The 22611-nt window shown below is 61.8% G+C and carries 23 protein-coding genes; 7 read left to right on the top strand and 16 right to left on the bottom strand.

Annotated features, from left to right (window positions below; translation table 11 throughout):
• Positions 1-15: 15 nt before the first annotated feature.
• Positions 16-927 carry an alpha/beta hydrolase gene (locus tag ACQ4MS_RS13210; protein WP_431095069.1) on the bottom strand — a complete coding sequence of 304 codons (912 nt, stop codon included), beginning with the start codon at positions 925-927 and terminating at the stop codon, positions 16-18.
• A 188-nt stretch (positions 928-1115) separates the two neighbouring features.
• Between ACQ4MS_RS13210 and ACQ4MS_RS13215 the strand changes: the two genes are divergently transcribed.
• Both ACQ4MS_RS13215 and ACQ4MS_RS13220 read left to right on the top strand, forming a co-directional pair.
• Positions 1116-2066, top strand: coding sequence for a LysR family transcriptional regulator (locus ACQ4MS_RS13215; RefSeq protein ID WP_431095070.1), 951 nt, complete (start codon positions 1116-1118; stop codon positions 2064-2066).
• A 49-nt stretch (positions 2067-2115) separates the two neighbouring features.
• On the top strand, positions 2116-2520 hold the full coding sequence (locus tag ACQ4MS_RS13220) for a DoxX family protein (protein WP_431095071.1): 405 nt from the start codon (positions 2116-2118) through the stop codon (positions 2518-2520).
• A gap of 115 nt (positions 2521-2635) precedes the next feature.
• Here ACQ4MS_RS13220 and ACQ4MS_RS13225 read toward each other — a convergent pair whose 3' ends face one another.
• The 4 genes from ACQ4MS_RS13225 to ACQ4MS_RS13240 all read right to left on the bottom strand — a co-directional run bounded on the left by ACQ4MS_RS13225 (position 2636) and on the right by ACQ4MS_RS13240 (position 5912).
• Complete coding sequence (locus ACQ4MS_RS13225; RefSeq protein ID WP_431095072.1) at positions 2636-3529, bottom strand: sigma-70 family RNA polymerase sigma factor; 894 nt, start codon at positions 3527-3529, stop codon at positions 2636-2638.
• A gap of 21 nt (positions 3530-3550) precedes the next feature.
• Positions 3551-4006: a carboxymuconolactone decarboxylase family protein gene (locus ACQ4MS_RS13230; protein ID WP_431095073.1), complete on the bottom strand. Its 456-nt coding sequence runs from the start codon at positions 4004-4006 to the stop codon at positions 3551-3553.
• 179 nt (positions 4007-4185) lie between these two features.
• Positions 4186-4992 (bottom strand): isocitrate lyase/PEP mutase family protein, encoded by an 807-nt coding sequence (locus tag ACQ4MS_RS13235; RefSeq protein WP_431095074.1) that lies wholly within the window; start codon positions 4990-4992, stop codon positions 4186-4188.
• A gap of 152 nt (positions 4993-5144) precedes the next feature.
• Positions 5145-5912, bottom strand: coding sequence for a fumarylacetoacetate hydrolase family protein (locus tag ACQ4MS_RS13240; protein ID WP_431095075.1), 768 nt, complete (start codon positions 5910-5912; stop codon positions 5145-5147).
• A gap of 238 nt (positions 5913-6150) precedes the next feature.
• Here ACQ4MS_RS13240 and ACQ4MS_RS13245 point away from each other — a divergent pair, with 238 nt between their 5' ends.
• Positions 6151-7329 carry a fumarylacetoacetate hydrolase family protein gene (locus ACQ4MS_RS13245; RefSeq protein ID WP_431095076.1) on the top strand — a complete coding sequence of 393 codons (1179 nt, stop codon included), beginning with the start codon at positions 6151-6153 and terminating at the stop codon, positions 7327-7329.
• 15 nt (positions 7330-7344) lie between these two features.
• Positions 7345-8085, top strand: a complete 741-nt coding sequence (gene queC, locus ACQ4MS_RS13250; protein ID WP_431095077.1) for a 7-cyano-7-deazaguanine synthase QueC — start codon at positions 7345-7347, stop codon at positions 8083-8085.
• Positions 8086-8258: 173 nt separating this feature from the next.
• On the opposite strand, the gene ACQ4MS_RS13255 is transcribed toward queC, so the two are convergent.
• The 9 genes from ACQ4MS_RS13255 to ilvA all read right to left on the bottom strand — a co-directional run bounded on the left by ACQ4MS_RS13255 (position 8259) and on the right by ilvA (position 17685).
• Positions 8259-8570, bottom strand: coding sequence for an antibiotic biosynthesis monooxygenase family protein (locus ACQ4MS_RS13255; RefSeq protein ID WP_431095078.1), 312 nt, complete (start codon positions 8568-8570; stop codon positions 8259-8261).
• Positions 8571-8602: 32 nt separating this feature from the next.
• Positions 8603-10225, bottom strand: coding sequence for an MFS transporter (locus ACQ4MS_RS13260; protein ID WP_431095079.1), 1623 nt, complete (start codon positions 10223-10225; stop codon positions 8603-8605).
• A complete protein-coding gene (locus ACQ4MS_RS13265) occupies positions 10226-12052 on the bottom strand; it encodes an ABC transporter ATP-binding protein/permease (protein ID WP_431095080.1) in 1827 nt (608 codons plus the stop codon).
• Positions 12053-12073: 21 nt separating this feature from the next.
• Positions 12074-13042 carry a 5'-nucleotidase gene (locus ACQ4MS_RS13270; RefSeq protein ID WP_431095081.1) on the bottom strand — a complete coding sequence of 323 codons (969 nt, stop codon included), beginning with the start codon at positions 13040-13042 and terminating at the stop codon, positions 12074-12076.
• A 52-nt stretch (positions 13043-13094) separates the two neighbouring features.
• The gene (locus ACQ4MS_RS13275; RefSeq protein ID WP_431095082.1) at positions 13095-13643 is read right to left on the bottom strand and encodes a histidine phosphatase family protein; all 549 of its coding nucleotides are present in this window, start codon (positions 13641-13643) and stop codon (positions 13095-13097) included.
• Positions 13644-13773: 130 nt separating this feature from the next.
• Positions 13774-14628 carry an adenosylcobinamide-GDP ribazoletransferase gene (locus tag ACQ4MS_RS13280; protein WP_431095083.1) on the bottom strand — a complete coding sequence of 285 codons (855 nt, stop codon included), beginning with the start codon at positions 14626-14628 and terminating at the stop codon, positions 13774-13776.
• Between the two features lie 17 nt (positions 14629-14645).
• The gene (gene cobT / locus ACQ4MS_RS13285) at positions 14646-15707 is read right to left on the bottom strand and encodes a nicotinate-nucleotide--dimethylbenzimidazole phosphoribosyltransferase (RefSeq protein ID WP_431095084.1); all 1062 of its coding nucleotides are present in this window, start codon (positions 15705-15707) and stop codon (positions 14646-14648) included.
• Positions 15664-16014, bottom strand: a complete 351-nt coding sequence (locus ACQ4MS_RS13290) for a cysteine-rich CWC family protein (protein ID WP_431095085.1) — start codon at positions 16012-16014, stop codon at positions 15664-15666. Before ACQ4MS_RS13290 ends, cobT begins: the two co-directional genes overlap by 44 nt.
• A 36-nt stretch (positions 16015-16050) precedes the next feature.
• Positions 16051-17685: a threonine ammonia-lyase, biosynthetic gene (gene ilvA / locus ACQ4MS_RS13295; RefSeq protein WP_431095086.1), complete on the bottom strand. Its 1635-nt coding sequence runs from the start codon at positions 17683-17685 to the stop codon at positions 16051-16053.
• Positions 17686-17936: 251 nt separating this feature from the next.
• Between ilvA and ACQ4MS_RS13300 the strand changes: the two genes are divergently transcribed.
• Positions 17937-18395 carry an OsmC family protein gene (locus ACQ4MS_RS13300; protein WP_431095087.1) on the top strand — a complete coding sequence of 153 codons (459 nt, stop codon included), beginning with the start codon at positions 17937-17939 and terminating at the stop codon, positions 18393-18395.
• Between the two features lie 105 nt (positions 18396-18500).
• Here ACQ4MS_RS13300 and coq7 read toward each other — a convergent pair whose 3' ends face one another.
• Complete coding sequence (gene coq7, locus ACQ4MS_RS13305) at positions 18501-19130, bottom strand: 2-polyprenyl-3-methyl-6-methoxy-1,4-benzoquinone monooxygenase (RefSeq protein WP_431095088.1); 630 nt, start codon at positions 19128-19130, stop codon at positions 18501-18503.
• Positions 19131-19256: 126 nt separating this feature from the next.
• A complete protein-coding gene (locus ACQ4MS_RS13310) occupies positions 19257-20540 on the bottom strand; it encodes a porin (RefSeq protein WP_431095089.1) in 1284 nt (427 codons plus the stop codon).
• Positions 20541-21275: 735 nt separating this feature from the next.
• On the opposite strand from ACQ4MS_RS13310, the gene ACQ4MS_RS13315 reads away from it, so the two are divergent.
• Together ACQ4MS_RS13315 and ACQ4MS_RS13320 are read left to right on the top strand one after the other, a co-directional pair.
• Positions 21276-22331, top strand: a complete 1056-nt coding sequence (locus ACQ4MS_RS13315; RefSeq protein WP_431095090.1) for a porin — start codon at positions 21276-21278, stop codon at positions 22329-22331.
• Between the two features lie 8 nt (positions 22332-22339).
• Positions 22340-22528: a hypothetical protein gene (locus ACQ4MS_RS13320; RefSeq protein ID WP_431095091.1), complete on the top strand. Its 189-nt coding sequence runs from the start codon at positions 22340-22342 to the stop codon at positions 22526-22528.
• The last annotated feature ends 83 nt before the right edge of the window (positions 22529-22611 follow it).

Consider the following 22611-nt stretch of genomic DNA (forward strand, 5'->3'; position numbering starts at 1 on the left):
GCGCGGAACGCATTCTCAAGACCGGGCCTGGTCGACCGCCTGGCGGCTCTCGCTGCGCATGTCTGCCAGCACGCCCGCGAAGAAGTCCTGCACCGTGCCGACGCAGGCCAGGCCGTCGTGCGGGACGTTGTCGACCTGGTCCAGGGTGACGCTGACGCCGGCCTGCACGAAGGACTGGCGCAAAGTCTCCAGCCGCTCGGGCCGTGTGCGCCCGGCGTCGTTGGCGCCGGCCATGTAGAACTTGCCGCCTTCGCGGTGGGTGATCTCCCAGGTTTCCATGTCGGCCTTGCCGACCACCATGTGCACTGGCAGCGCCTTGAGCGCGGGCAGGTTCAGGGGCTTGCCGAAGCGCTTTTCGAAGTCGCGCACGCCCACCCACCAGTCTTGCTGGAAGTCCAGCAGCGTGACCGAGCCCGGCGCGCCTATGGATAAGGCCCAGAGGCGCTCGGGGTGCAGCAGGCCGAAGCGGTTGACGAACTGGCCGCCACCGGAATAACCGAAGAGCGCGAACCTGGAGAAATCGCACCCGAACTTGACGGCCACCTCATTGACCATGCTGAGGAGGATCTGGTCGTAACGGATGTCGGCTTCGCGCAGGTGCTTGAAGCCGTCGCGGTTGCCGTCGCCCTGCGGGCCTGCAGGGAACAGCGGGCACAGGACGATGCAGTCGTTCCACTTGGCGAAGGCGGCGAAAGCGTCGCGGTACTCTGTGAAGGCGCGGCCGGTGCCGTGCACCACGACCACCAGCTGCATGGGCTGCTTGGCCCTGCCCAGGTGCGGCGGAACATAGGTGCAGTAGGAAAAGCGCGGGTCGGTGCGCGACGCAAAAATCGTGCTGTGGCCCAGGTCGTAGATCGCGGCCGCCCGCTTGTCGCCGAAAGACGGGTTTGACGCCGTAGCGGCATTCGATGAGAGCACTTCAGACATACGTCACCACCCACAAAATAAAACTCGAAGCGGCTTGTTCCAGGCCGCGCGTTGCACGTGGTGGTGAGAGACATCGGTCCGTCACACAACCCTGTTAGGGCGGATTGTTCTCCATCCAGTTTAAAAAATATATCTATATTATGTTGTGAGATGATAAAGTTATTCTTTTGTATTGAGACGAATCGCGCGTGAGCACCATCCGCTTTCTGAGGACCTTTCTCGCTGTAGCACAAGGCGGTTCTTTTGCCGCGGCGTCTGATCGCGTCGCGCTCACGCAGGCCGCGGTCGGGTTGCAGATGCGCGCGCTGGAAACCGAACTCAAGGCCGTACTCTTCGAGCGCTCAGGGCGCGGGGTCGTGCTGTCGGACGCCGGCCGCGCGCTGATCGCCCATGCCGAAAAAATCATCGGCTATTACGACCAGATGCGTGAGGGCCTCGAAGGCGAGGGCGAGATCGCCGGCACGGTGACGGTGGGTTCCATCGTCACCGCCATGGGGCTGCTTTCAAACACCGTGGTCAGGATGAAACCGCTGTACCCGCGCCTCAATGTGCGGCTGGTCATGCAGGAGTCCAGCGGCCTGGCGCGCAGCGTACAGAGCGGTGAACTGGACGCCGCCATCTTCGTCGACGACTCGCCGCAGGAGCGCAAGGGCATGCGCTGGACGCCCCTGTACACGGAGCCGCTGACGGTGGTGGCGAGCTCGCAGGTCGCGCTGCCGGGCAGCGATTTCAAAAAACTGCTGCGCGAGCAACCTTTCCTTCGCTTCGACAGGCGCACGCCCAGCGGCATACGCATTGAGCAGACGCTGCGCAAGCTGGGTCTGGCTCCGCAGGACTTCCTCGAACTCAGCTCGCTCTCGGCCATCATTGACCTGGTGCGCCAGAACGTGGGCGTGACCATCGTGCCGCATGTCAAGAACGCCGATTGGGCCAACGACGCCTTGCTGCGCGTTCTGCCGCTCCCAGGGCGGCCTGCGACACGCCTGATCGGCATGCTTGAGCAAGGCAAGCGCGAGCACATCACCTCGGTGATTCGGCAGCATGTGGTTCAGCTGCTGGCCGAGAAAAGCTCGGTGGACATCGCAAGCTCTGCGACGAAGGCGCACAAGCCCCGGCAGAAACTTGCGCGCTCCCGCTGAACTTTTTCACGGCGGGCATCTCAGACTTCCTTTTAACGGAGGGAATCCCATGGTTTTTGCCCAAAACGACCAACTGACTTCACGCGCACTCTCAGTGCTTCGCATTGTTTCCGCTTATTTGCTTATTCAGCACGGCACAGCCAAGCTTCTGGGTTTCCCCCATGTGGCTTATTTCGACGGTCTGCAGGTGTTGTCGTTGATCGGCTTTGCCGGCATTCTGGAGCTGGTTGGCGGCGCGCTGTTGCTGATTGGCCTGTTCACGCGTCCTGTGTCGTTTGTGTTGTCGGGTCTGCTGGCGTTTGCCTACTTCATCGGCCATGCATCCAAAGGCTTTGTGGCGGCGCCCATGCTGAACGGTGGCGAGTCGGCCGTACTGTTCTGCTTTGTGTTTTTGTTCTTTGCCGCTGCCGGCGGTGGTGTGTGGAGCGTGGACGCGCTTCGTTCGCGGAAGTAAGCAAGATACCCGCGTCAGCGCGAAGCCGGTGCATCCTTGGGATACGCCGGCTTTTTCATGCCTCACCTTCCGGCTTATGCCGTGTTGTCGGTTGCGCTGTCTGTGGGCGCGGCATTCATGCCACGGCCTCCGGGCCAAAAGCCAGCCCGTCAAGTTTGTCGGGGTTGCGAATGATGAAGATGTTGTTGGCCTTGCCCTCATCGTTGTAGGCAAAGGTGATGGCGGCGGCGATCTCGCCGTTCATGCGCAGCTGGATGGCGCGGCCGCCGTTGATCTCGCAGGGCACCCATTCGTAGTGGGCCCAGTAGCGGGCCAGTTGCGTCGTCAGCAGGGTGAGTACGCTGCCCTTGCCCTGGAAGATGCCTTCCACCGAGGCAACCTTGCCGCCGCTGTCGGTGCTCAAGGCGATGTCGTCCGAGAGCAGATTCGCCAGCGACTCGGTGCTGCCTGCGGTGATGGCTTCGCGAAAAGCAGTGAGCAGGTCGTCCTGCACCTTGGGCGGCGTGACGTGCCGGACCCTGCCCTGGGCGATGCTGGTGCTGGCGCGCGAGACGAGCTTGCGGCAAGCGGCTTCTTTTATGTCCAGCATCTCAGCCACTTCGGCATAAGGCGTTTCAAAAATCTCGTGCAGCAGGTAGGCGGCGCGTTCCCTGGGCGTGAGGCGTTCGAGCAGCAGCAGGAAAGCCATGCTCAGCGATGAGGCCAGCAGAGCGTGTGTTTCGGGCGTGTCTTCAGTCTGGGTATGGATGGGTTCGGGCAGCCAGGTGCCGACATAGTCGACCCGGCTGCGCTGGGCGTCGCGCAACATGTCGATGCAATGGCGCGTGCAGATGGCCGTGAGCCAGGCGGCCGGTGTGGCGATGCTGGCGTGGTCGGCGGCCAGCCATTTGATGAAGACGTCCTGCACGGCGTCTTCGGCATCGGCCCGCGAGCCGAGGATGCGGTAGGCAAGGCCGAACAAATGCCTGCGCCTTTCTTCAAACACGGCAGTGGGGTCGATGCCTGTCATGTGCGTTCGCCTCGGTCTGGATCAGTGTGCCGAAACCTGGATGCGGTTCCAGAGGTTGATCATGCCGATGGTAGCGGTCAGTGCGCCAATCTCTTTGTCGCTGAATGACTGACGCAGGCGGCCGCGCAGGTTGGCGTAGTCAGTCTTGTGGTCGAGCGTGGTCAGCGCTTCCGTCCAGGCCAGTGCGGCCTTTTCGGCTTCAGTGAAATCGTTGACGTGTGCCCAGACGACGACGCGGTCCAGCCTGTCCTGGGTTTCGCCGTCCTCACGGGCTTCGCGCAGGTGCATCTTCACGCAGAAGGCGCAGCCGTTGATCTGAGAGGCGCGCAGGTGAATCAGGTGGTGCAGTTTTTTGTCCAGGCCCTGGGCGCCTATGGTTTCACTGACCTTGAGCAAGGCGGGGTAGACATCGGGGATCGCGCGGTCGACACGGACGGGGGCGGTGTTGGCAGTGCTTGCGGCAGTCGTAGCAGTCATGGTGTTTCCTTGAAAGAGGTTCAAAAGTTCAAAAAGTTGGATGTCACACCATATTGACGATTGAGCATTGCCGTTTGTGACGTGTTGTGACGCGTGCCTCCAAAAAAAAGCTGGAATAAATGAAAAATCGCCTGATCCTCAAGGGATTCAGGCGACGGCGGGACGAAAACCGGTGCGCGTCAGGACTTGCTGCCCAGCAAGGCATTCATCGCCGAATAGTCCAGCTTGGGGCCGAGTAGCGGCGACAGGTCCTGTTTCAGCAAGGCCTCGACGCTGGTCCGGGCGTGTTCATACGCCACCTGGAAAGGCGCCGGCCCCACGCTGAGGCGCCGCACACCGGCAGCCTGCAGCTCGGCAATGGGCGGCAGCCCAGGCATGGCCATCAGGTTCAGCGGCAAGGCGACAGCCTCGCAGATATCCCGCACGTCAGGCAAGGCGGTCAGGCCGGGCACAAAGACGCCGTCTGCCCCAGCCTGCTGGTACAGCTTCAGGCGGGCGATGCTGGCGTGGGCCGGGGTGCTATCGACTTTCAGCTTGCGCAGGTAGACGTCGGTGCGGGCGTTGATGAAAAGCGGCGTGCCCTTGAGCGCCGCGCGGATGGCGTGGATTTTTTCAATGAGCAGTGCGGGTGCACCGCTGCCGTCTTCAAGGTTGATGCCCACGGCGCCGGCCGACGCCACCGCGGCGGCCAGGCGGCCCACCTCGGCCGGGTCGTCGCTGTAACCGTCCTCCATGTCGACCGTGAGCGGTACCTTCAGGACGCGGGTGATGTTGCTGACGGCATGCAGCAGTTCATCGGGCGGCAGGGCGCCACCGTCGGCATAGCCGCTCGCCCAGGCCAGCGACGCGCTGCTGGTGGCCACGGCTGCGGCGCCGGAGGCTTCAAAGAGCTTGGCGCTGGCGGCATCCCAGGCGTTGGGCAACAGCAGGATGCTGCTGGGCGACTGGTGGAGTTGCAGGAACTGTGGATGGTGAAGGTTGGGCATGGTGCGTGGCTCCGTTGAATCATTCAGGGTGATGCAGGGCTGGGTGCGCAGGGCTGCGCGGAAACCGTGAAGGCATCAGCTTAGCAATCTGGGCTGACATGGCTGGCCGGTTCCGGACCTTTCCTGCCCTATTTACCTGGCGTTACCTGGCCTTACGCGCCGCGAAATTCCACCTCAAACCGGGCGAGGCCCGCGTAGTCAAACTGCGTGCGCTTTCCGAGGGGCAGCTTCAGCACGCCGGCGTAGGAGCCTGTGATCACCGCCTGGCCGGCCAGCAGTCCGATGCCGCGTTCGCGCAGGAAATTGGCGAGCCAATATAGCGGCGTGCGCGGGTCGCCGTTCGGGTGTCTGGCTTCGGCGGTTTGCGTGGTTTCTCCGGCGATTTGCCAGGTCAGCTGGAACGTGGCGACGTCGGGGGCGCCCAGTTCAGGTCCCAGCCACAGGCCGTTGTTGACAATGCCGTCGGCCAGAAGTTCGGGAAAGGGCAGGCTGCTGTGATCGGTGTAGCGGCTGGCGCATATTTCCAGTGCGGCATGGACAGAGCCAATCGCCGCATCGACCTCGACCCCGGTGTAGGGCTGCTGGCGCGGGGGCAGGTCCTTGGCCAGCACGAAGGCCAGTTCCGGCTCAACCACCACGGTGCCGGAACCTGCGGGAAAGGGCACGGCGCAGGCCGCCGCGCGGCTGAGGGCCGGCTGGTAAATGGGCGCGGCCACCAGCTTGCCGGGGCTGGGCGGTGAGGCCTTCCAGCCGGCCACGGACAGGCCGAGCCGGCGGGTGACTTCCTGTTGTATCCACCAGCCGTCTTCCAGGTCGACAGGACGGCAGCTCTCATGCAGGCGCGGGCCTGGCTTGCCCGTGGTTCGTCTTGCTATCAATTCGATAGCTGCTTGCGCACGTTGTTCAGGGGCTAGAGGCATATTTGGCTTAAAAAGCAGGGATGGGTGAAGGGCCTGGCCACCCGCGCGATTGCTTGAGGGTGGTAGCCGCAAGCGGGTGTGTTTCAGTGTAGCGGTCTTGCCTGAAACCGGCGCGTGCATGCGCTTCTCTTCAACCCTCTGCAGGACCGCTGGGCTCCTCGTACTTCCTTGTACTATTGACAGCTTCAACCCGCTTTGTGCGTTTTGTGCGCTGTCACTCCTGCAACATTCCAACACCATGAAAAATACCCTGAGCCCCGCTTCCACCCTGCCTGTTGATGCCGCTGACGCCTTGCTGGTGGGGCGTGTCTGGATGGAAGGCACCGGCCCCGTGCTGGTCCTGGTCACGCCCGACGGTGTGTATGACCTTTCCAGCGTTGCGCCGACGGCCAGCCAGCTGCTGGAGCTGCCGGGCGTTGCCAAGGTGGTGCGCGCTGCTGCGGCCAAGCTGCCGCGCCTGGCGGGCACGGCCGAAGTGCTGGCCAATTCCTCGGCCGACGCGCAGGACCCCAAACTGCCGTGGCTGCTGGCGCCTTGCGACCTGCAGGCGCTGAAAGCCTCGGGCGTGACGTTTGTCGAGTCGATGCTCGAGCGCGTAATTGAAGAACACGCGGGCGGCGACGCCAGCAAGGCCGATGGAGCGCGCAAGACGGTGATCGCCGTGATCGGCGAAAACCTGGGCAGCATCAAGCCGGGCTCGCCCGAAGCTGCTCAACTCAAAGACGTGCTGATCGCCCAGGGAATGTGGTCGCAATACCTGGAAGTAGGCATTGGCCCCGACGCGGAAATTTTTACCAAGAGCCAGCCGATGAGTGCGGTGGGCACGGGCGCCGAAGTGGGCATACACCCGGGCAGCGACTGGAACAATCCGGAACCCGAGGTCGTGCTGGCCGTGAACTCGCGCGGCGAGACGGTGGGTGCGGCGTTGGGCAACGACGTGAACCTGCGCGACTTTGAAGGCCGCAGCGCACTGCTGCTGGGCAAGGCCAAGGACAACAACGCCTCGTGCGCGATTGGCCCCTTCATTCGCCTGCTTGACGAACGCTTCACCATCGACCATGTGCGCAGCAGCGACCTGAGCATCACCGTGACGGGCCCTGAAGGTTTTGTGATGAAGGGCGGCAGCTCCCTGAAAAAGATCAGTCGCGACCCGCTGGACCTGGTGGCGCAAGCCATTGGCCCCAACCACCAGTACCCGGACGGCTTCATGCTTTTCCTGGGCACCATGTTTGCCCCCACGCAAGACCGCCACGGTCCGGGCCAGGGCTTTACCCATGTCGTGGGTGACATCGTGACGGTGGCCACGCCGCAGCTGGGCAGCCTGGTGAACCGCATCACCACTTCCGACAAGGCTGCGCCGTGGACGTTTGGCATCTCGGCCTTGATGCAAAGCCTGGCCAAACGCAAGCTGCTGTAGGAAGGGATAAGGCGAATGCATACCTCTGCATTGGTGCTGTTCTCCGGCGGGCAGGATTCGACCACGTGCCTCGCACAGGCGCTGTCGAAATACGAACGCGTCGAGACGGTCGCCTTCGACTACGGCCAACGCCACAAGGTGGAACTGGACGCGCGCCTGAATGTGCTACGCGAGATCAAGGCGCAGTTTCCACAGTGGGCCCACAAGATCGGCGAAGACCATTTGCTGGACCTGGCGGTGCTGGGGCAGGTGAGCGACACGTCATTGACGCGTGACGTCGCCTTCAAGATGGAAAGCTCGGGCCTGCCCAATACGTTTGTGCCGGGCCGCAACCTGCTGTTTCTCACACTCGCGGCCGCACTGGCCTATCGGCGCGACTTGCAGGTGCTGGTCACGGGCGTGTGCGAAACCGATTTTTCGGGCTACCCCGATTGCCGCGACGACACCATGAAAGCCATGCAGCTGGCGCTGTCGCTGGGCATGGACAAACGCTTTTTGATCGAGACGCCGTTGATGTGGATCGACAAGGCCGACACCTGGCGGCTGGCGCATGACATCGGGGAGAAGTCAGGTAAACCACAAGGCGGCGAAGCGCTGGTGAACCTGATCGTGGAGCACACCCACACCTGCTACCTGGGTGACCGCGTGCACCGGCATGCCTGGGGTTATGGCTGCGGGACGTGCCCGGCCTGCGAGCTGCGCGCCAGAGGGTACGCAGGTTATAAAACCACCCCCGTCCAGGCTCACTCCGTGTAGCCTGTTCCCCCCTCGAGGGGGCGGCGCCTGCGGTCTGGCGAAGCCAGTCCCGCGGCCCCCACTGGCTGTTTCCCTCTTCAACCCAGCATGAGCCGTGGAACCGGCTTTGCCGGGCCACAGGCGGGCGGCCCCCTCGGGGGGCAGCGCATTACACGAAGTGAAAAGCGTGGGGGCTACATCCCGTAGTCTCGCTCGACCTTCGCGATTCGGGTTTTGTAGTGGGTGTACCAGTCGCTGCGACCGGTTTGCTGTGCCACCAGGTGCTCGGCGTTCATTTTCCAGGCCTTGATAGATGCCAGGTCTTGCCAGTAGCTCACCGTAATACCCAGGCCTTCGCGGGCTGACTCGACCCCGAGGAAGCCTGGTTGTTGCGCGGCCAGCGCCACCATGCGGTCGGCCATGTCGCCGTAGCCCTTGTCTCCTTCGGTCCGGAGTGAGGTGAAGATGACGGCGTAGTAAGGGGCTGGGGGTGTGGCGGCAATCACAAAGCGACTCCTGGCTGTTGGTAAAAAAAGGACTATTGCCCGCGGCCGGGAGGCTCAACCACGCTGCGGGTGACCAGCGGTGGTTCCTCGCCCAGGTGAAACCCGAGTTTGCGTTCGCGCAGCGCTACGTCGCTGGCCGTCACGCGGTCAAAGCGGCGCAGGTGTTCGGTCCATGACTCGTCAATGATCTGTTCGATGTAATGGCCGGGCTTGTTGACGTCGCGCAGCAGCTCCCACTCCAGTGCACCCTGCCGCAGGCGGCTGCGGCGGCTTTCCTGCATAAGCGCACGGAAATCGTCGACGCGAAGCGGGTCTATCTGGTAGTGAATCCTCACCACCACGCGGCCCACCCCGGGCGGTTCTTCGGTCACGGGGACCTTGAACTGGCGGGATGGCGTCAGGTCTTCCTCAATGCTGAGGTCGGACACCAGGTACTGCGCCACCATCATCACGACCGAACCGCTGGCGGCTGCGATCAACAGGCCGGTGGACACACTGGTCAGGCCCGCCACATGGCCCCACAGCGCCGCACCTGCCGCGCTGGCGCCCATGATGGCCATCTGGTACATCGACATGCCGCGCGCGCGCACCCAGTCGGGCAGGGCCAGCTGTGCTGACACGCTGAGCGAGTTGGCGCAGGTGATCCAGGCCATGCCATTGAGCAGCATGGCCGGCACGGCTACATATACATTGGGTGCGAATGCGATGGTGGCCGTGGAAGCCGTCTGCAGCAGCGTGGCGCGCATCACGAGTACGTCGCGCGGCATCATCTGGCGCAGCCGCGGCAGGTTCAATGCTGCCACGATGGCGCCCGCGCCCATGGAGGCCAGCAGCAGGGTAAAGGTGCCGGCGTCGCCGCCGCGCAGGCCGCGAGCCACCAGCGGCAACAGAGCCAGCAAAGCGGTGGAGTGGAAAAAGAAGATGGCTATGCGCAGCAGTACCGAGCGCAGACGTGCCGACTGGCTGACAAACTGCAGGCCGACGCGCATCGCGCTGACCAGGCGCTCACGCCCTAGCGGGCTGGGTGCATGGTCACGCCGCCAGCGCATGATGACAAAGCCTGAAATGACAGACAGCACGGCGTTGAGCACAAACACGTATTCAGTGCCGGCACCGGCAATGAGCGCGCCGGCCACCAGGGGGCCGACAATGCGCGACGCATTCATAGAGACCCCGTTGAGCGCCAGTGCCGCCGGCAGCTGCACACGCGGCACCAGCTCGGGCACGATGGCCGCGAAGACCGGCCAGCGCATCGCCAGGCCCACGCCGTTGGCAAAGGTGAGGGCCAGCAGCAGAGCGGGTGTCATGACATCAGCGATCACCGCAATGCATAGCAGCGTGGCCACTACCGCGACCCAGAACTGCGTCATGATGAAGTAGCGGCGCCGGTCCAGGATATCGGCCAGCGCGCCGCTGGGCAGGCCCAGCAAAAACACCGGCAGCGTGGAGGCTGTCTGCACCAGTGCGACCCAGAGGGGCGCGGTGGTCATGGAGGTCATCATCCACGCAGCAGCCACATCATTCATCCACATGCAGATGTTGGCCACCAGCCAGGTGCTCCACAGCATGCGGAACACGGGGCGCTTGATGGGCGCCCAGGCCGAGAGGTCGGCGGCGCTGGGACGGGGAGGGGGCGGGCTGGCTTCTTCAGGCATTCAGGAGGTTTCCGGGACGAGACCTTGCCGAAGGCTGTACAGCGCCGGCGAGCCCTCTGGTTGTTTTTCGAATGCCCACAGCTTGTTATGAAAAGCGGCCACGGTAGGCCGGTGCGCAATCGACACCATGCCGCCGTTCACTGATTTGACGTGAGCAAGAAGCTTTTCGTAAAGCGCTTTCTCGGCCGTTTCGTCGAGTGCGCTGGTAGCCTCATCGGCAAAAATCCAGGTGGGCTTTTTCAGCAGCACGCGGGCAATCGCCAGGCGTTGCTGTTCGCCGCCCGAGAGCTTCTGGCTCCAGGCGTCTTCTTCGTCCAAACGGCTTGCCAGCTGCGGTAACAAGGCGTCGTCAAGCGCTTGTTTCAGGGCTTCATCACTGTAGACCGCGGCAGGTTCAGGGTAGGCTAGGGCGTCCCGGAGCGAACCATTGGGAAAATAGGGGTGTTGCGGGATGAACATGGCATCGTCGGGCCGCGCAATGCCGCCGCTGGCGAAAGGCCAGATGCCTGCGAAGGCGCGAAACAGCGTGGATTTTCCGCTGCCCGAGGGGCCTTTCAAGAGAACATGATCGCCGGCGCCGGCATGCAGTGAAGTGTTGGCAAGAATGACGGCGCCCGTGGGCAAAGCAAGGTTGAGCTCCTGCGAATCAAGTGTTTCCGAATGACTGGTCAGCAGTGCGGCGTTGGCTTTTGTCTGCGCCGCTATGCTGTCTTCAAAGCTGGTCAAGCGGTCAGTCGTGGCTATCCATCCCGCAAAACCTGGAACGCCTGGCGGGCTGCTGTAGTTGTCGATAAACCAGCTCAGAGAATCCTGTACCTTGCCGAAAGCCGATGAGATCTGTATGAGTTGCCCTAGCTGGATGGCGCCGCTGAAAAAACGCGGTGCTGCGACAAAGAAGGGGAAGATGACGGCCGCCTGTCCAAAAAAACTGGTAAACCAGATCAATCTTTTTTGCGCGCGAATCAGGGTCAGATAGTTGCTGAGGACAGTTGAAAACCGGCCTTCAAGCTGGCTGCGCTCCACGGACTCGCCGCGGTCGAGCGCAATGGCTTCACTGTATTCGCGTACACGCACCATGTGATGGCGGAAGTTGGCTTCATAACGTTGCTGCAAGAAGCTGAGCCCGATCTGGGGTCTGCCGATGTAGTGGGTCAGAATGCTGCCCACTGTGCAATAAGCAAGGGCGGCCCAGACCATAAAACCGGGGATGGAGTAGCTGTTGCCGGCCAGCGTGAATGAAAAGGAGCCGGAGAGCACCCAGAGGATGCCGATGAAACTTACCAGCGTGACCACGGCATTGAGCAAGCCCATGCTGAGGGTGATGGTGTAGTGCGTATACAGATTCAGGTCTTCCTGAATACGCTGGTCGGGGTTGTCCGGGCTGGTATTGATTGCGGACTTGTCTTTGCCGGTGGAGGCATAGCGAGCCAGCTCCATTTTGTAGAAAGCCCGGTTGGAGAGCCAGCGCCCCAAGTAATCGCGCGTCATCCAGGAGCGCCAGCGCATTTCAAGCAGCTGCGTCAGGTAGAACTTGTAAACCGCAATGATGATGGCACCGAAGGCCAGATAGGTAAAGCGTCCCAGCTGTTGCCAGAACACCGTCTGGTCCTTGTTCTGGAGCGCATCGTAAAACACGCGAAACCAGTCATTGAACTGCACGGCCATGTACACCGCACCCAGGTTCAATACCACGATGGCCGCCAGGAGGCCGCGTGCCTTCCATTTTTCTTCGGACTGGAAGTAAGGTGCCGAAAGCGCCCAGACCCTGGCACTGAACTGTTTGAAAGCACGAAATTTGCCGGACAGGCCGGGAGGAAGTGTCTTCATGGTGGCTTTTTGTTTTTAAAGTCAGGACAACTGGTTGGAAACGCCGCTGGCCACATGGCCCGAAGGCACATGCTGTGCGGCGGAGTGCACGTGACCGGTCTGGTCGTCAAAGAAGAAATCGGGTTCAAACTCACGCAGGAATTCGCCCTTGGCGAGACCCCCCAGGAACATGGCTTCGTCAACCTCGATGTTCCATTCCATCAACGTGCGGATCGCGCGCTCATGGGCGGGCGCGCTCCGTGCGGTGACCAGGGCTGTGCGTATGCGCATGTGTGAGGTGCCGACCTGTTGCAGGCGGTGCAGCGCTTCGAGCAGGGGTTTGAACGGGCCGGCCAGCAGCGGTTGCGTGGCCTTGTCGCGTTCATGCTGCTGAAATGCCGAGAGGCCCTGTGCCTGGAAGACGCGTTCAGCCTCGTCGGAAAACAGCACCGCGTCACCGTCGAAGGCAATGCGCACTTCGTTGGGGTGGGCATCGCTGGCGCGTACCGAATGTGGGTAGACCTGTGCCGCCGGCACACCGGCCAGCAGGGCGTCGCGCACGTCGCTCAGGTGCGCCGACAAAAACAGGTTGGCGTGCAAGGGCTTGAGGTAGCGCCAGGGCGCCTCGCCGCGGTTAAAGGTGCCGCGCTCTATCTTGAGGCCGTAATGCTGGGCCGAGCGAAAGACCCGCATGCCGGAAACGGGGTCGTTGCGTGAAAGGATGACAACTTCGACGCGCTGGGCCGGTGCCGTGGGACTAGCCGCCTCACCGGCGCTCTCGGGTGCTTCGTTGAAGGCCAGCAGTTTCTTGACCAGCGAGAACGCCACGCCAGGCTTGGCCGGCACGTCCAGGCGTTCGAGTTGCAGCTTCATGTAGGCTGCGTCTTTTTTGGCGCCGGGCACGGGCTCGGCCGTCATGCCGGTTTCAAAGACCTGGTTTTCTTCTTCAAAGTCAAACAACGCACGTGACGAGATCGCCACCACGAGCTGACCATCCAGAGTTGCTGCCATTTTTTGATGCCTTGGTGTTGTCAGGTAGGTTTTGAATAAGCAACGGGAGTGTTCATGCCAGTTCCAGTGTGCACCATTGTCCGTAGGCTGGGGCACTGATTGGCCACTGGTCTGCGCTGGCTATATGACGCTGGCCGCGTGCGATGAGTTCCGCCGCGCGGATCACGCCGGCATGCGTGATCCACAGCATGTCGGCCGGGCCTTGCAATTCGTCAAAGGCCGTAGCCACGCGCGCCATCACCTGCATGGTGCTTTCACCGCTGCCGCCGACGCGATGGTGCGCAAAGCCATCGGTCCAGGCCTGCAGTTCGGCTTGGCCAATGTCCTGCCACGCGCAGCCTTCCCAGTTGCCGAAGTCCATTTCCTGCAGCCGCGGATCGGTTTTATAAGTCAAATCGGGCCGCCGCCCTTGCAGGGACTGTGCAAGCTGCTCACATCTTTGTAGCGGAGAGCTGACGACGCGGATAGCGAGAGGGAGCAGTTTGGCCAGTAATTGCGCGCATTGGGCGGTTGCCTCTGTATCGGCTGGCACGTCTTGGCGGCCATAACAAATGCCGGGTTCAACCAGAGGTGTTGCGTGGCGGACAAGCCAGAGTTTCATTCGAAGACCGGCTTGGGGCTGCGCCGCAAATACCAGCCGGGGCCGCGGAACCGGCTTAGCCGGGCCGCAGGCGCAGCGGCCCCCTCGGGGGGCAGCGCAGTACACGAAGTGACAAGCGTGGGGGCTCGTTTCATAAACTGATGGCCAGGCCCAGGTAAAAAGCGATCTCGCAAACCTGCTGGGTGGCGCCCAGGCAGTCGCCGGTGAACCCCTGCAGCCTGCGTTTGAAGAGGCGTCCCATCCACAGCAACGCGAGGACGGCGAAGCTGCATGCAACGGTGAGATTCATGATGTCCAGCACGAAGGTGGCCAGTGCCAGGGAGGCGGCACACCAGGTAAAGCCCACCAGCAAGCTGCCGGGAGAGATCTGGTCGGCAAGCGGCTTTGATTTGGAGGTGGCGGTGTCGCCTGCATGCGGCAACAGGTAGATGAGCAGCAGGGGCAGACCGCGTGACACGATGTGGCCCGTGCACAGGGCCACGCAGACATACCAGCTGCCAAAGGGCGCTTCTTGCCAGTCGCCCCAGCCGGTGGGGACGCCTTCGACCGAGCCGAGAATGGCCAGCAGCGAGACCTTGCACAGGATGGCCAGCACCAGCGCCATGGCGCCGAAGGCGCCTACGCGCGAGTCTTTCATGATTTCGAGGGCACGGTCCCTGTCGTAGCTTCCGCCCAGGCCATCGGCCACATCGGCCAGGCCGTCTTCGTGGAAGCCGCCGGTGAGCAACACAGTGGCAGCGGTGGAAAAGGCGGCAACCACCAGCGGCGCGAACGTGGTGTCCGGCAAGACCGCATGAAACAGCGCATACACAGCGGCGGCAAACAGGCCCACCAGAATGCCAACGCCGGGGAAGTGGCCGGCACTGGCGCGCAGCAACTGGGGGCTGTAGCCCACCCAGGCGGCCAGCCGCCCCGTGATGGGGATGCGCGTGAAGAACTGCACGGCGAGCAGGAATTCGCGGACAAACAGGGTGATGGATGTCATGTGAAGGCCACGGCGGTTTACACGCTTTCCCTGCTGCTCACGCCGGCCGACTCAAAGCTGGCCATTTCATGCAGGAAGCCGGCAGCCGACTGCACCAGTGGCCACGCCAGCAGCGCGCCCGTGCCTTCACCGACTCGCAGTCCCAGCTCCAGCAGCGGCTGGGCCTTGAGATGCGCCAACAGAATGCGGTGGCCGTGCTCGTCGCCCTGGTGGCAAAACACCATGTAGTCCTGTACGGCAGGCGCCAGAGCCCGCGCCACCAGCGCGGCGGCGCCGGCGATAAAGCCGTCGACCAGCACCACGCGGCGCTCACTCGCGGCTTGCAGCATGGCGCCGGCCATCATGGCGATTTCAAAGCCGCCCAGCGCGGCCAGTGCGTCCAGAGGCTGCGTTGCGTCGGCGTGGCGGTCCAGTGCGGCTGCCAGCACTTCGCGCTTGTGCGCGAGCTGGCCGTCGTCCAGGCCTGTGCCGCGGCCGGTGGCGTCGGCGACGTCGACACCCGCCAGGCGTGCAAACAGGAGGGCCGCGGCCGAGGTGTTGGCAATTCCCATTTCGCCGAAGGCCACCACGTTGCCGGGCAGGCTTTGCACGATGTCCATGCCAGTCTGCAATGCGGCCTGCGCTTGTGTGGGCGTCATGGCTGGTTCGTTGCGGATGTTGCGGGTGCCGTGCGCGATCTTGCGCTGCAGCAGCTGCGGATGGGCGTGCAAGTCAGCGGCCACACCGGCATCCACCACCTGCAGCGCAAAGCCGTGCTGGCGCGCGAACACATTGATGGCGGCGCCGCCGGCCAGCATGTTGCCTACCATCTGTACCGTGACAGCCTGGGGGTAGGCTGATACGCCTTCCGCGGCGATGCCGTGATCGGCCGCGAACACCACCATCTGCGGCTCGCGCAGCGTGATGGTGTCCGTCTGCTGGATCAGGCCCAGTTGCAGCGCCAGGCCTTCCAGGCGGCCGAGTGCGCCCTGGGGTTTGGTCTTGTGGTCGATCTTGTGCCGCAGCTTCGCCTCCAGCGGGGCATTGGCGGTGGGCTTAATCGCTGGAAGGTGCAGGGGAGGAAGGTCGGGAGCGTTCATCGGTAATTTGCTTGAGGCAGGCGGGGCAGAAGCATGACAGTGCGCTGCCTTCAGGTTGGACGGATCGTTCGGAGGGCACGGGCATGATGTGCGGCAGTTGCACGCACCAGCACTCTGCATCGCCCGGAGCTGTGTCGGCCCCCACGCTTTTCACTTCGTGTAATGCGCTGCCCCCCGTGGGGGCATTGCTTGCTCGGGGCGGCCCTTCGCTGCGCATCATGCCGCAATGAAATCCGGCGCCGCAGCGAGGGCACACCGAGGTGTTGGCTGGAGCGGATGTGGTCGGGGCTGCGGCTTGTGGGCTCATGTGTGTGGCGGTTCAGCGCTGCAGTTAGCTTTCGAGTTAACTCTGCAGGAAAAGCCGGTAAACCGGGTTGCCGGTTTCTTCGACGTGGGGGTAGCCCAGCGTGTCCAGAAAATCCTTGAAGGCTTTGTTGTCTGCCTTGGGCACCTGCAGACCCACCAGGATGCGGCCGTAGTCGGCGCCCTGGTTGCGGTAGTGAAAGAGGCTGATGTTCCATCCGGGCCGCATGCTGGAGAGGAACTTCATCAGCGCGCCGGGACGCTCAGGGAAGATAAAGCGCAGCAGGCGCTCGTCCTTGGAGAGCGCACTGTGCCCGCCCACCATGTGGCGAATGTGCTCCTTGGCGAGTTCGTCGTGCGTGAGGTCCAGGGCCTTGAAGCCATGGCGCGAAAAGTTGGCGGCGATCTTGCTGCTCTCGCCTTTGGCCGAGGTGGTCAAGCCCACGAAGACATGGGCTCTTGCGCCATCGTTGATGCGGTAGTTGAACTCGGTCACGCTGCGCGGCCCGCCCGGCAGTTCGCCGATCACTTCGCAAAAGCGCCTGAAGCTGCCGCGCTCCTCGGGAATCGTCACGGCGAACAGGGCTTCACGCTCTTCACCGACCTCGGCGCGCTCGGCGACGAAACGCAGGCGGTCGAAGTTCATGTTGGCGCCGCACAAAATCGCGGCGTAGGTTTCGCCTTTGGTCTTGTGGGTGGCGGCGTATTGTTTGACGGCGGCGACAGCCATTGCGCCGGAGGGTTCGACGATGCTGCGTGTGTCGACAAAAACATCCTTGATGGCGGCGCAGACGGCGTCGGTATCGACGGTGACGAATTCATCGACCAGCTCGCGGCTGATGCGGAAGGTTTCCTCGCCCACCAGCTTGACGGCGGTGCCGTCAGCGAACAGGCCGACGTCGCTCAGGGTGACGCGCTTTTTGGCTGTCACGGACTGCATCATGGCGTCGGAGTCATTCATCTGCACGCCGATCACCTTGATCTCGGGTCGCACGGCCTTGATGTAGTTGGCCACGCCGGAGATCAACCCGCCACCGCCGATCGCCACAAACACGGCATCGAGCCGGCTGGAGCCAAGGCTCTGCAGCTGCATGAGGATTTCCATCGCGATGGTGCCTTGCCCGGCGATGACGTCCGGATCGTCAAACGGGTGCACAAAGGTCAGGCCCTGCTTTTTCTCGAGCACCACGGCGTGTGCATAAGCGTCGGAGTAACTTTCTCCGTGCAGCACGACATTGCCACCCCAGGCCTTCACCGCATCCACCTTGAGTTGCGGTGTGGTGGTGGGCATAACAATCACGGCGCGCGTGCCGAGCTTCTGCGCACTCAGCGCGACGCCTTGAGCATGGTTGCCGGCCGAGGCGCAAATCACGCCTTTCCTAAGCTGCTCAGGGCTCAGGTGGGCCATCTTGTTGTAGGCGCCCCGGAGCTTGAAGCTGAACACTGGCTGCTGATCTTCGCGCTTGAGCAGCACGGTGTTTTTCAGGCGCAAGCTCAGGCTTTTGGCGGGCTCCAGATTTGATTCCACCGCCACGTCATAGACCCGTGCCGTCAGGATTTTTTTCAGGTAGTCAGCGGGTGTGAGCGTGGGCTTCGACGTTTTGCCGGAAGATTTACCCGGGGCTTTGACGGGTTTGGCGACGGGGCGGGTGGCTTGTTTGGTGTGGGTTGGCATGTTTTTCTCGCAGCCTGACATCATAGTGGGCAAGAAAAAAGGCCCAGACTTTGCAGTCTGGGCCTGTAAATCCACCCTTAGAGGAGGTGGAGGAGACAACCGGTGCAAAAAGATCTTGAGTTGCCGGACAACTGATCTTGATGCGATGATTTCAGTATAGCGGGCTGATGTTGCGCTGCACAATATCTTGTGGCGAAAATTCGACATTTTTCACGGTTTTAATCATAAATTTAAAGCATAAGGAGAGATTCATGGAATGCACGGTGAGTTGGACTGGCCCGGCAGCGGTCACGGGATCACGCTCCGGCATGAGCTTTCTGGCCGAGACCGGCAGCGGCCACACGCTGGTGATGGACGGTGCGCCGGATGCAGACAAGCCGGAAAACGGCGGCGCAAACCTGGCTCCGCGGCCCATGGAAACCCTGCTGGCTGGAACCGGGGGCTGCACGGCCTATGACGTGGTGCTGATTCTCAAGCGTGGCCGTCAGGATGTGCGGGGCTGCTCGGTCAAGCTGAGGGCTGAAAGGGCGCCCGTAGATCCCAAGGTGTTTACCAAAATCCATATGCATTTTGTCGTCACGGGGCGCGGTCTGGCCACCAGCGCGGTGGAGCGTGCCGTCGCCATGAGTCACGACAAATATTGCTCGGCCACCATCATGCTGGCCAGGACGGCGGAAATCACGACCAGTTTTGAAGTCGTCGAGGCCTGAGGTTATTCGGTCACTGGCCCAGTATTACCGGGCGTAGTATGCTATTAAACTTATAGCAATTGACCTGCACTGATCCGCTGTAGTTGAAGACGCGCTTTAGCTGTTCTAGATATAGTGCGCGGTCGTTGTCATGACTCGCGCAGCAGAGCGCATCAATGTTTTCACCGGAGCGGGCAACTGCAGGGCGCCGGCTTGCTCGGCTTCGCTTGCATGCAGGGCTTCGTCGTCCTTCATCTGTGCCACGATGGCGCGGGATTCGTGGTCCCCCGCGGGCAGGCGCTCCAGGTGGCTTGCCAGGTGCGCTTCAACCTGGCGCTCCGTCTCCACAACAAAGCCGAGACTCAGGCGATCGCCCAGCCGGCTGGCCACCAGGCCCAAGCCGAAAGCGCCGGCGTACCAGAGCGGATTGAGCAGGGATGGCCGGGCGCCAAGTTCGTCAAGGCGGTTCTTTGTCCAGGCGAGATGATCCCCCTCTTCGCGGCTGGCTTGCAGGAAGTGTTCCCGCAGGGCCGGGTCGCGGGTGCCGAGAGCTTGCGCGGCGTACAGGGCCTGTGCACAGACCTCGCCCACGTGGTTGACGCGCATCAGCGCGCCTGAGAGCGCCTTGTCCTGTACAGCAAGTTCTGTTTTCTCTCCCGCCACAGTGGGGCAGGTACGGCTGGCTCGCGGGGCGGCGAAAAGTGTGCGCAGCGCGCCGTCAGCGGCGTTCAGTGCGGTATCGAGTGCTGTCGTCATGGCGTTCTCCGTTGGTGCGGTTTTTGCCATCATAGTGGGGCTACTGCGCAGGTCCGGACAGGCATAAAAAAAGCCCCTTGCGGGGCTTTTGGAAAAGATGGCGATCACCGCCAAGGCTGTGGTCGATCAGAAGGTATGGCGGATGCCGAACGCGATATTGGTCGAATCCCGGCCTGCCGCCGATGTGACGCCACCGAGGAAACCGTTACCGCCAGGAGCTGCCTGGCCTGAGCCCCTGTTGTTGAAACGTGTCAGCACGGCGTTCAGATTGGTGCGCTTGGACAGTGCATAGGTGTAAGTCGCTCCGTAGGAGCTGGTATCGGCGTCGGCTGCACGCTTGTCATCAAGGCGGTTGTAGGCCACAACCCAGGTGTGAGCGCCGCTGGTCAGGCGGTAGCCAATGTGTGCCAGCGTGGCATCCTGTTTGAACGCGTTGTTGTAGGCAGTTTGAAAGGCTGCGCCTACAACCGCACTGCCGCTAAGTCCGGTAACGGTTGTGCCAATGGTTGAGAGGCCTGATGGATTTTCATCCTTGATCGTCGCGTACTGGCCATACAGAGTGCCGGGACCAATATCAACGGTTGCGCCGAGGACGTTGTTTTCCAGGGATTTCTGGCCCAGCTCGTTGTTGCGCTGGTTGTGACCAAAACCCACCGAGAACGAATTGCCCTTGTAGATCGCCATGCCACCGAAGAAGCGGCCTGCGGAGTTGCCAACTGTGCTGGCGACTTCGCCGGCGCCGTACATCACGGCGGCGGTCAGGCCGTCGACCTTGATGCCGTACTGCACGGTATTGCTCAGGCGAATGTCAAATGCTGGAGGGAAGCTGGCAATCTGGCCTGCTGCCAGGCTGGACTGGGTTTGGGACGCATCAAAAGTGGCGCCAACCAGGTAGCCAGGCGTGTACTGACGGCCCAGGGTAATAGCGCCAACCGGAGTGATCAGGCCGACGAAAGCCTGTCGATCAAACAGCCGGCTGGTTCCGGCGCCAGGCAGATTGACACCCAGCGTGCCTCCGATGGAGGCATTCACACCGTTGATCAGCGCAGCCGTAGTCGCTGCCGGGATCGGGAGCGCCAAACCAAGTCCCGCGGCGGTTGACATGCGGTCAGGCAGCTGTGTGCCGGAAGCCGGTGTGTTGGACAGGGAACCTGTGTCAACTTCAAAACGGTTTTCGAGGGTGAAGATGGCTTTGTAGCCGCCGCCGATGTCTTCGGTGCCGCGAAGGCCGAAGCGCGAACCTTCCATGATGCCGCTGGCGATATGGTTGGCTGTGCCGTTGCGCAGGCCGGAGACGCGGTTGTAGCCAGCATCAACAATGCCATAGACAGTCACAGTGCTTTGCGCCATGACGGCCGAAGTGGACAGCAGTCCCATGATCGCAGTTGCAACGAGGGTCAGTTTTTTCATGGAGTCTCCAGGAGTTGTAATTAAAACGAAGCGATAGGCAAACAGGACATCTTGATGCCTGTCTTTACCCTGCAGGCCATCTCTGTAAAGGGAAGATTAATGGCGATGGAGAGACCCGTAAAGAGTGTGAATGCGGGGGGTATCACTTTTGCGACAGGGGAAAACCCGAGGTTTTTGCTGCTCGCACAAAACGCCAAAAAGCACGTCGCTGATGCCTCTTTTCCTTCGTCCCCCTCTGACGCACTGCTATCCGGCAACTCGTTAGCAGGGGGGTTATCGGTAGGGTGGAAATGATCGCGTGCACTTAGGGCTTGAGCTCTATTTTCATGTGCGCGTGGTAAGCGAGCCACATCTTCCTCTTCCCCACGGGCGTGACCCCTATCACGCACTGCACACAGATGCGTTTCAGGGGTATTGGTTGAGCGCCGGTGATATCGGCCCATCCGCTCATGATGCGTTTCGGCTCACTGGCGCTGTTTTGGTGCACTCAAGAACCAAAGTGAGGCGCCGAGGGCGTTGCCGAGGGAGCGAGGGTAGTGTTCAAGGGCATGCCTGCCCAAGACGCAGCAATAAACAAGTCCTGCGGAAAAATGGGTCGGGTACGAAAGTTGCTGAAGGAGCCTCAAGGGTCTTCTGGCCTGCGCGGGTTTATTCAATCGACCTGGAGCAGAAAGGCAGTCCTTTAAAAATGTTTTTCACAGTTCTGTTACTCACCTTTTTTGGAGATTTTTAGCAATGAAGAAAAGTCTAGTTGCGCTGGCCGTGTTGGCCGTTTCCGGCATTGCCTCTGCGCAGTCCACCGTGACGCTCTATGGGATCGTGGACGTTTGGGTCGGTACCGTGAAGGACAACAACCTCAGCCAGTCCGGTGTGAACGTCACACATCCTGCTTCCGGCAATGGCGGCGGTCTGCAAACCAGCCGTTGGGGTCTGAAGGGTTCTGAGGATCTCGGTGGCGGCCTGAAAGCCAACTTCCTGCTGGAAGCCGGCTTTGACCCCAGCACTGGTACGGCCAATAACTACACCAACCCGTTCACCGGCGCGACCTCCAACGCGATCTTTGGCCGCCAATCCTGGGTAGGTTTTTCAGGTGGCTTTGGTGAAGTGAAGTTCGGCAAAATGTGGACCCCGTTCGACATGGTCAAGGGTTCCGGGGCTGCCGGCTTCGACTCGCTCCTGTTTGCGCCTGCCACGAGCGTGTGGGCCAGCAACAGCTATCAGGATCGTCCTGGCAACTCGGTCTACTATGAAACCCCAAGCTTCGGCGGTTTCACCGCTGCCGCGAGCTACAGCTTTGGCGAGAATAAAACCGCCGCTGTCGGTGCCGGCAAAATCGCCAGCATGAACGTTGCTTACGCGAACGGTCCCATCGGTGCGTCTTTGGCCTATCAAAGTGAAAAAGCCACTGCCGCCGCCACCGCGATCAAGTACACCCAGTTGAACGGTTCTTATGACTTCGGCGTGGTCAAGCTGCTCGGCGCTTACGGTAATGTGAAGGATGGCGTCACGCCTCTGACCGGCGTGGCAGCGAGCAAGACGAAGGAATACCAGATCGGTCTGGACTTCCCTGTCAGCAGCGCGCTGACGTTGTCTGGCGGTTTTGCCCGCTCCAAGAGTACCCTGCCGGCCGGCGCCGCCAGCCTGAAGCGTACCGGCTACGGGGTGGCAGCGCTCTATGCGCTGTCCAAGCGTTCGAGTCTGTACGCTGGAACTCAGAGCGCCAAAGAAACTGGCGGCGCGGCTGAACGCAAGACCACCACCTATGGCGTTGGCATTCGCCATACGTTTTAATTCAGGTTTTGCCTGACCTGCCCCGCTTGGGCGGATTCGAAAGCCGCTTCGTAGAAGCGGCTTTTTCATTTGGGATGGCCGAAATCGAGCGCAGCAATGGAACTTTTGCCAAGCAGCTCTCGGTTTTTGCCGGCGTTGTTTCTTTTCCACTGCCATCGGGGATTGTGGTGAACGTGCAACGAACAGGGTGTTTTTAGGAGGATTTCTTTGCGAAACGCTGCCGGGTCTGGTGCAATAGACCCAACTTCCCGAAAGGGGGTTGGCCCGGGTCTCTGGTGGA

This window comes from Polaromonas aquatica (genome assembly GCF_050626995.1).
GTDB classification, from domain to species: domain Bacteria; phylum Pseudomonadota; class Gammaproteobacteria; order Burkholderiales; family Burkholderiaceae_C; genus Polaromonas; species Polaromonas aquatica_A.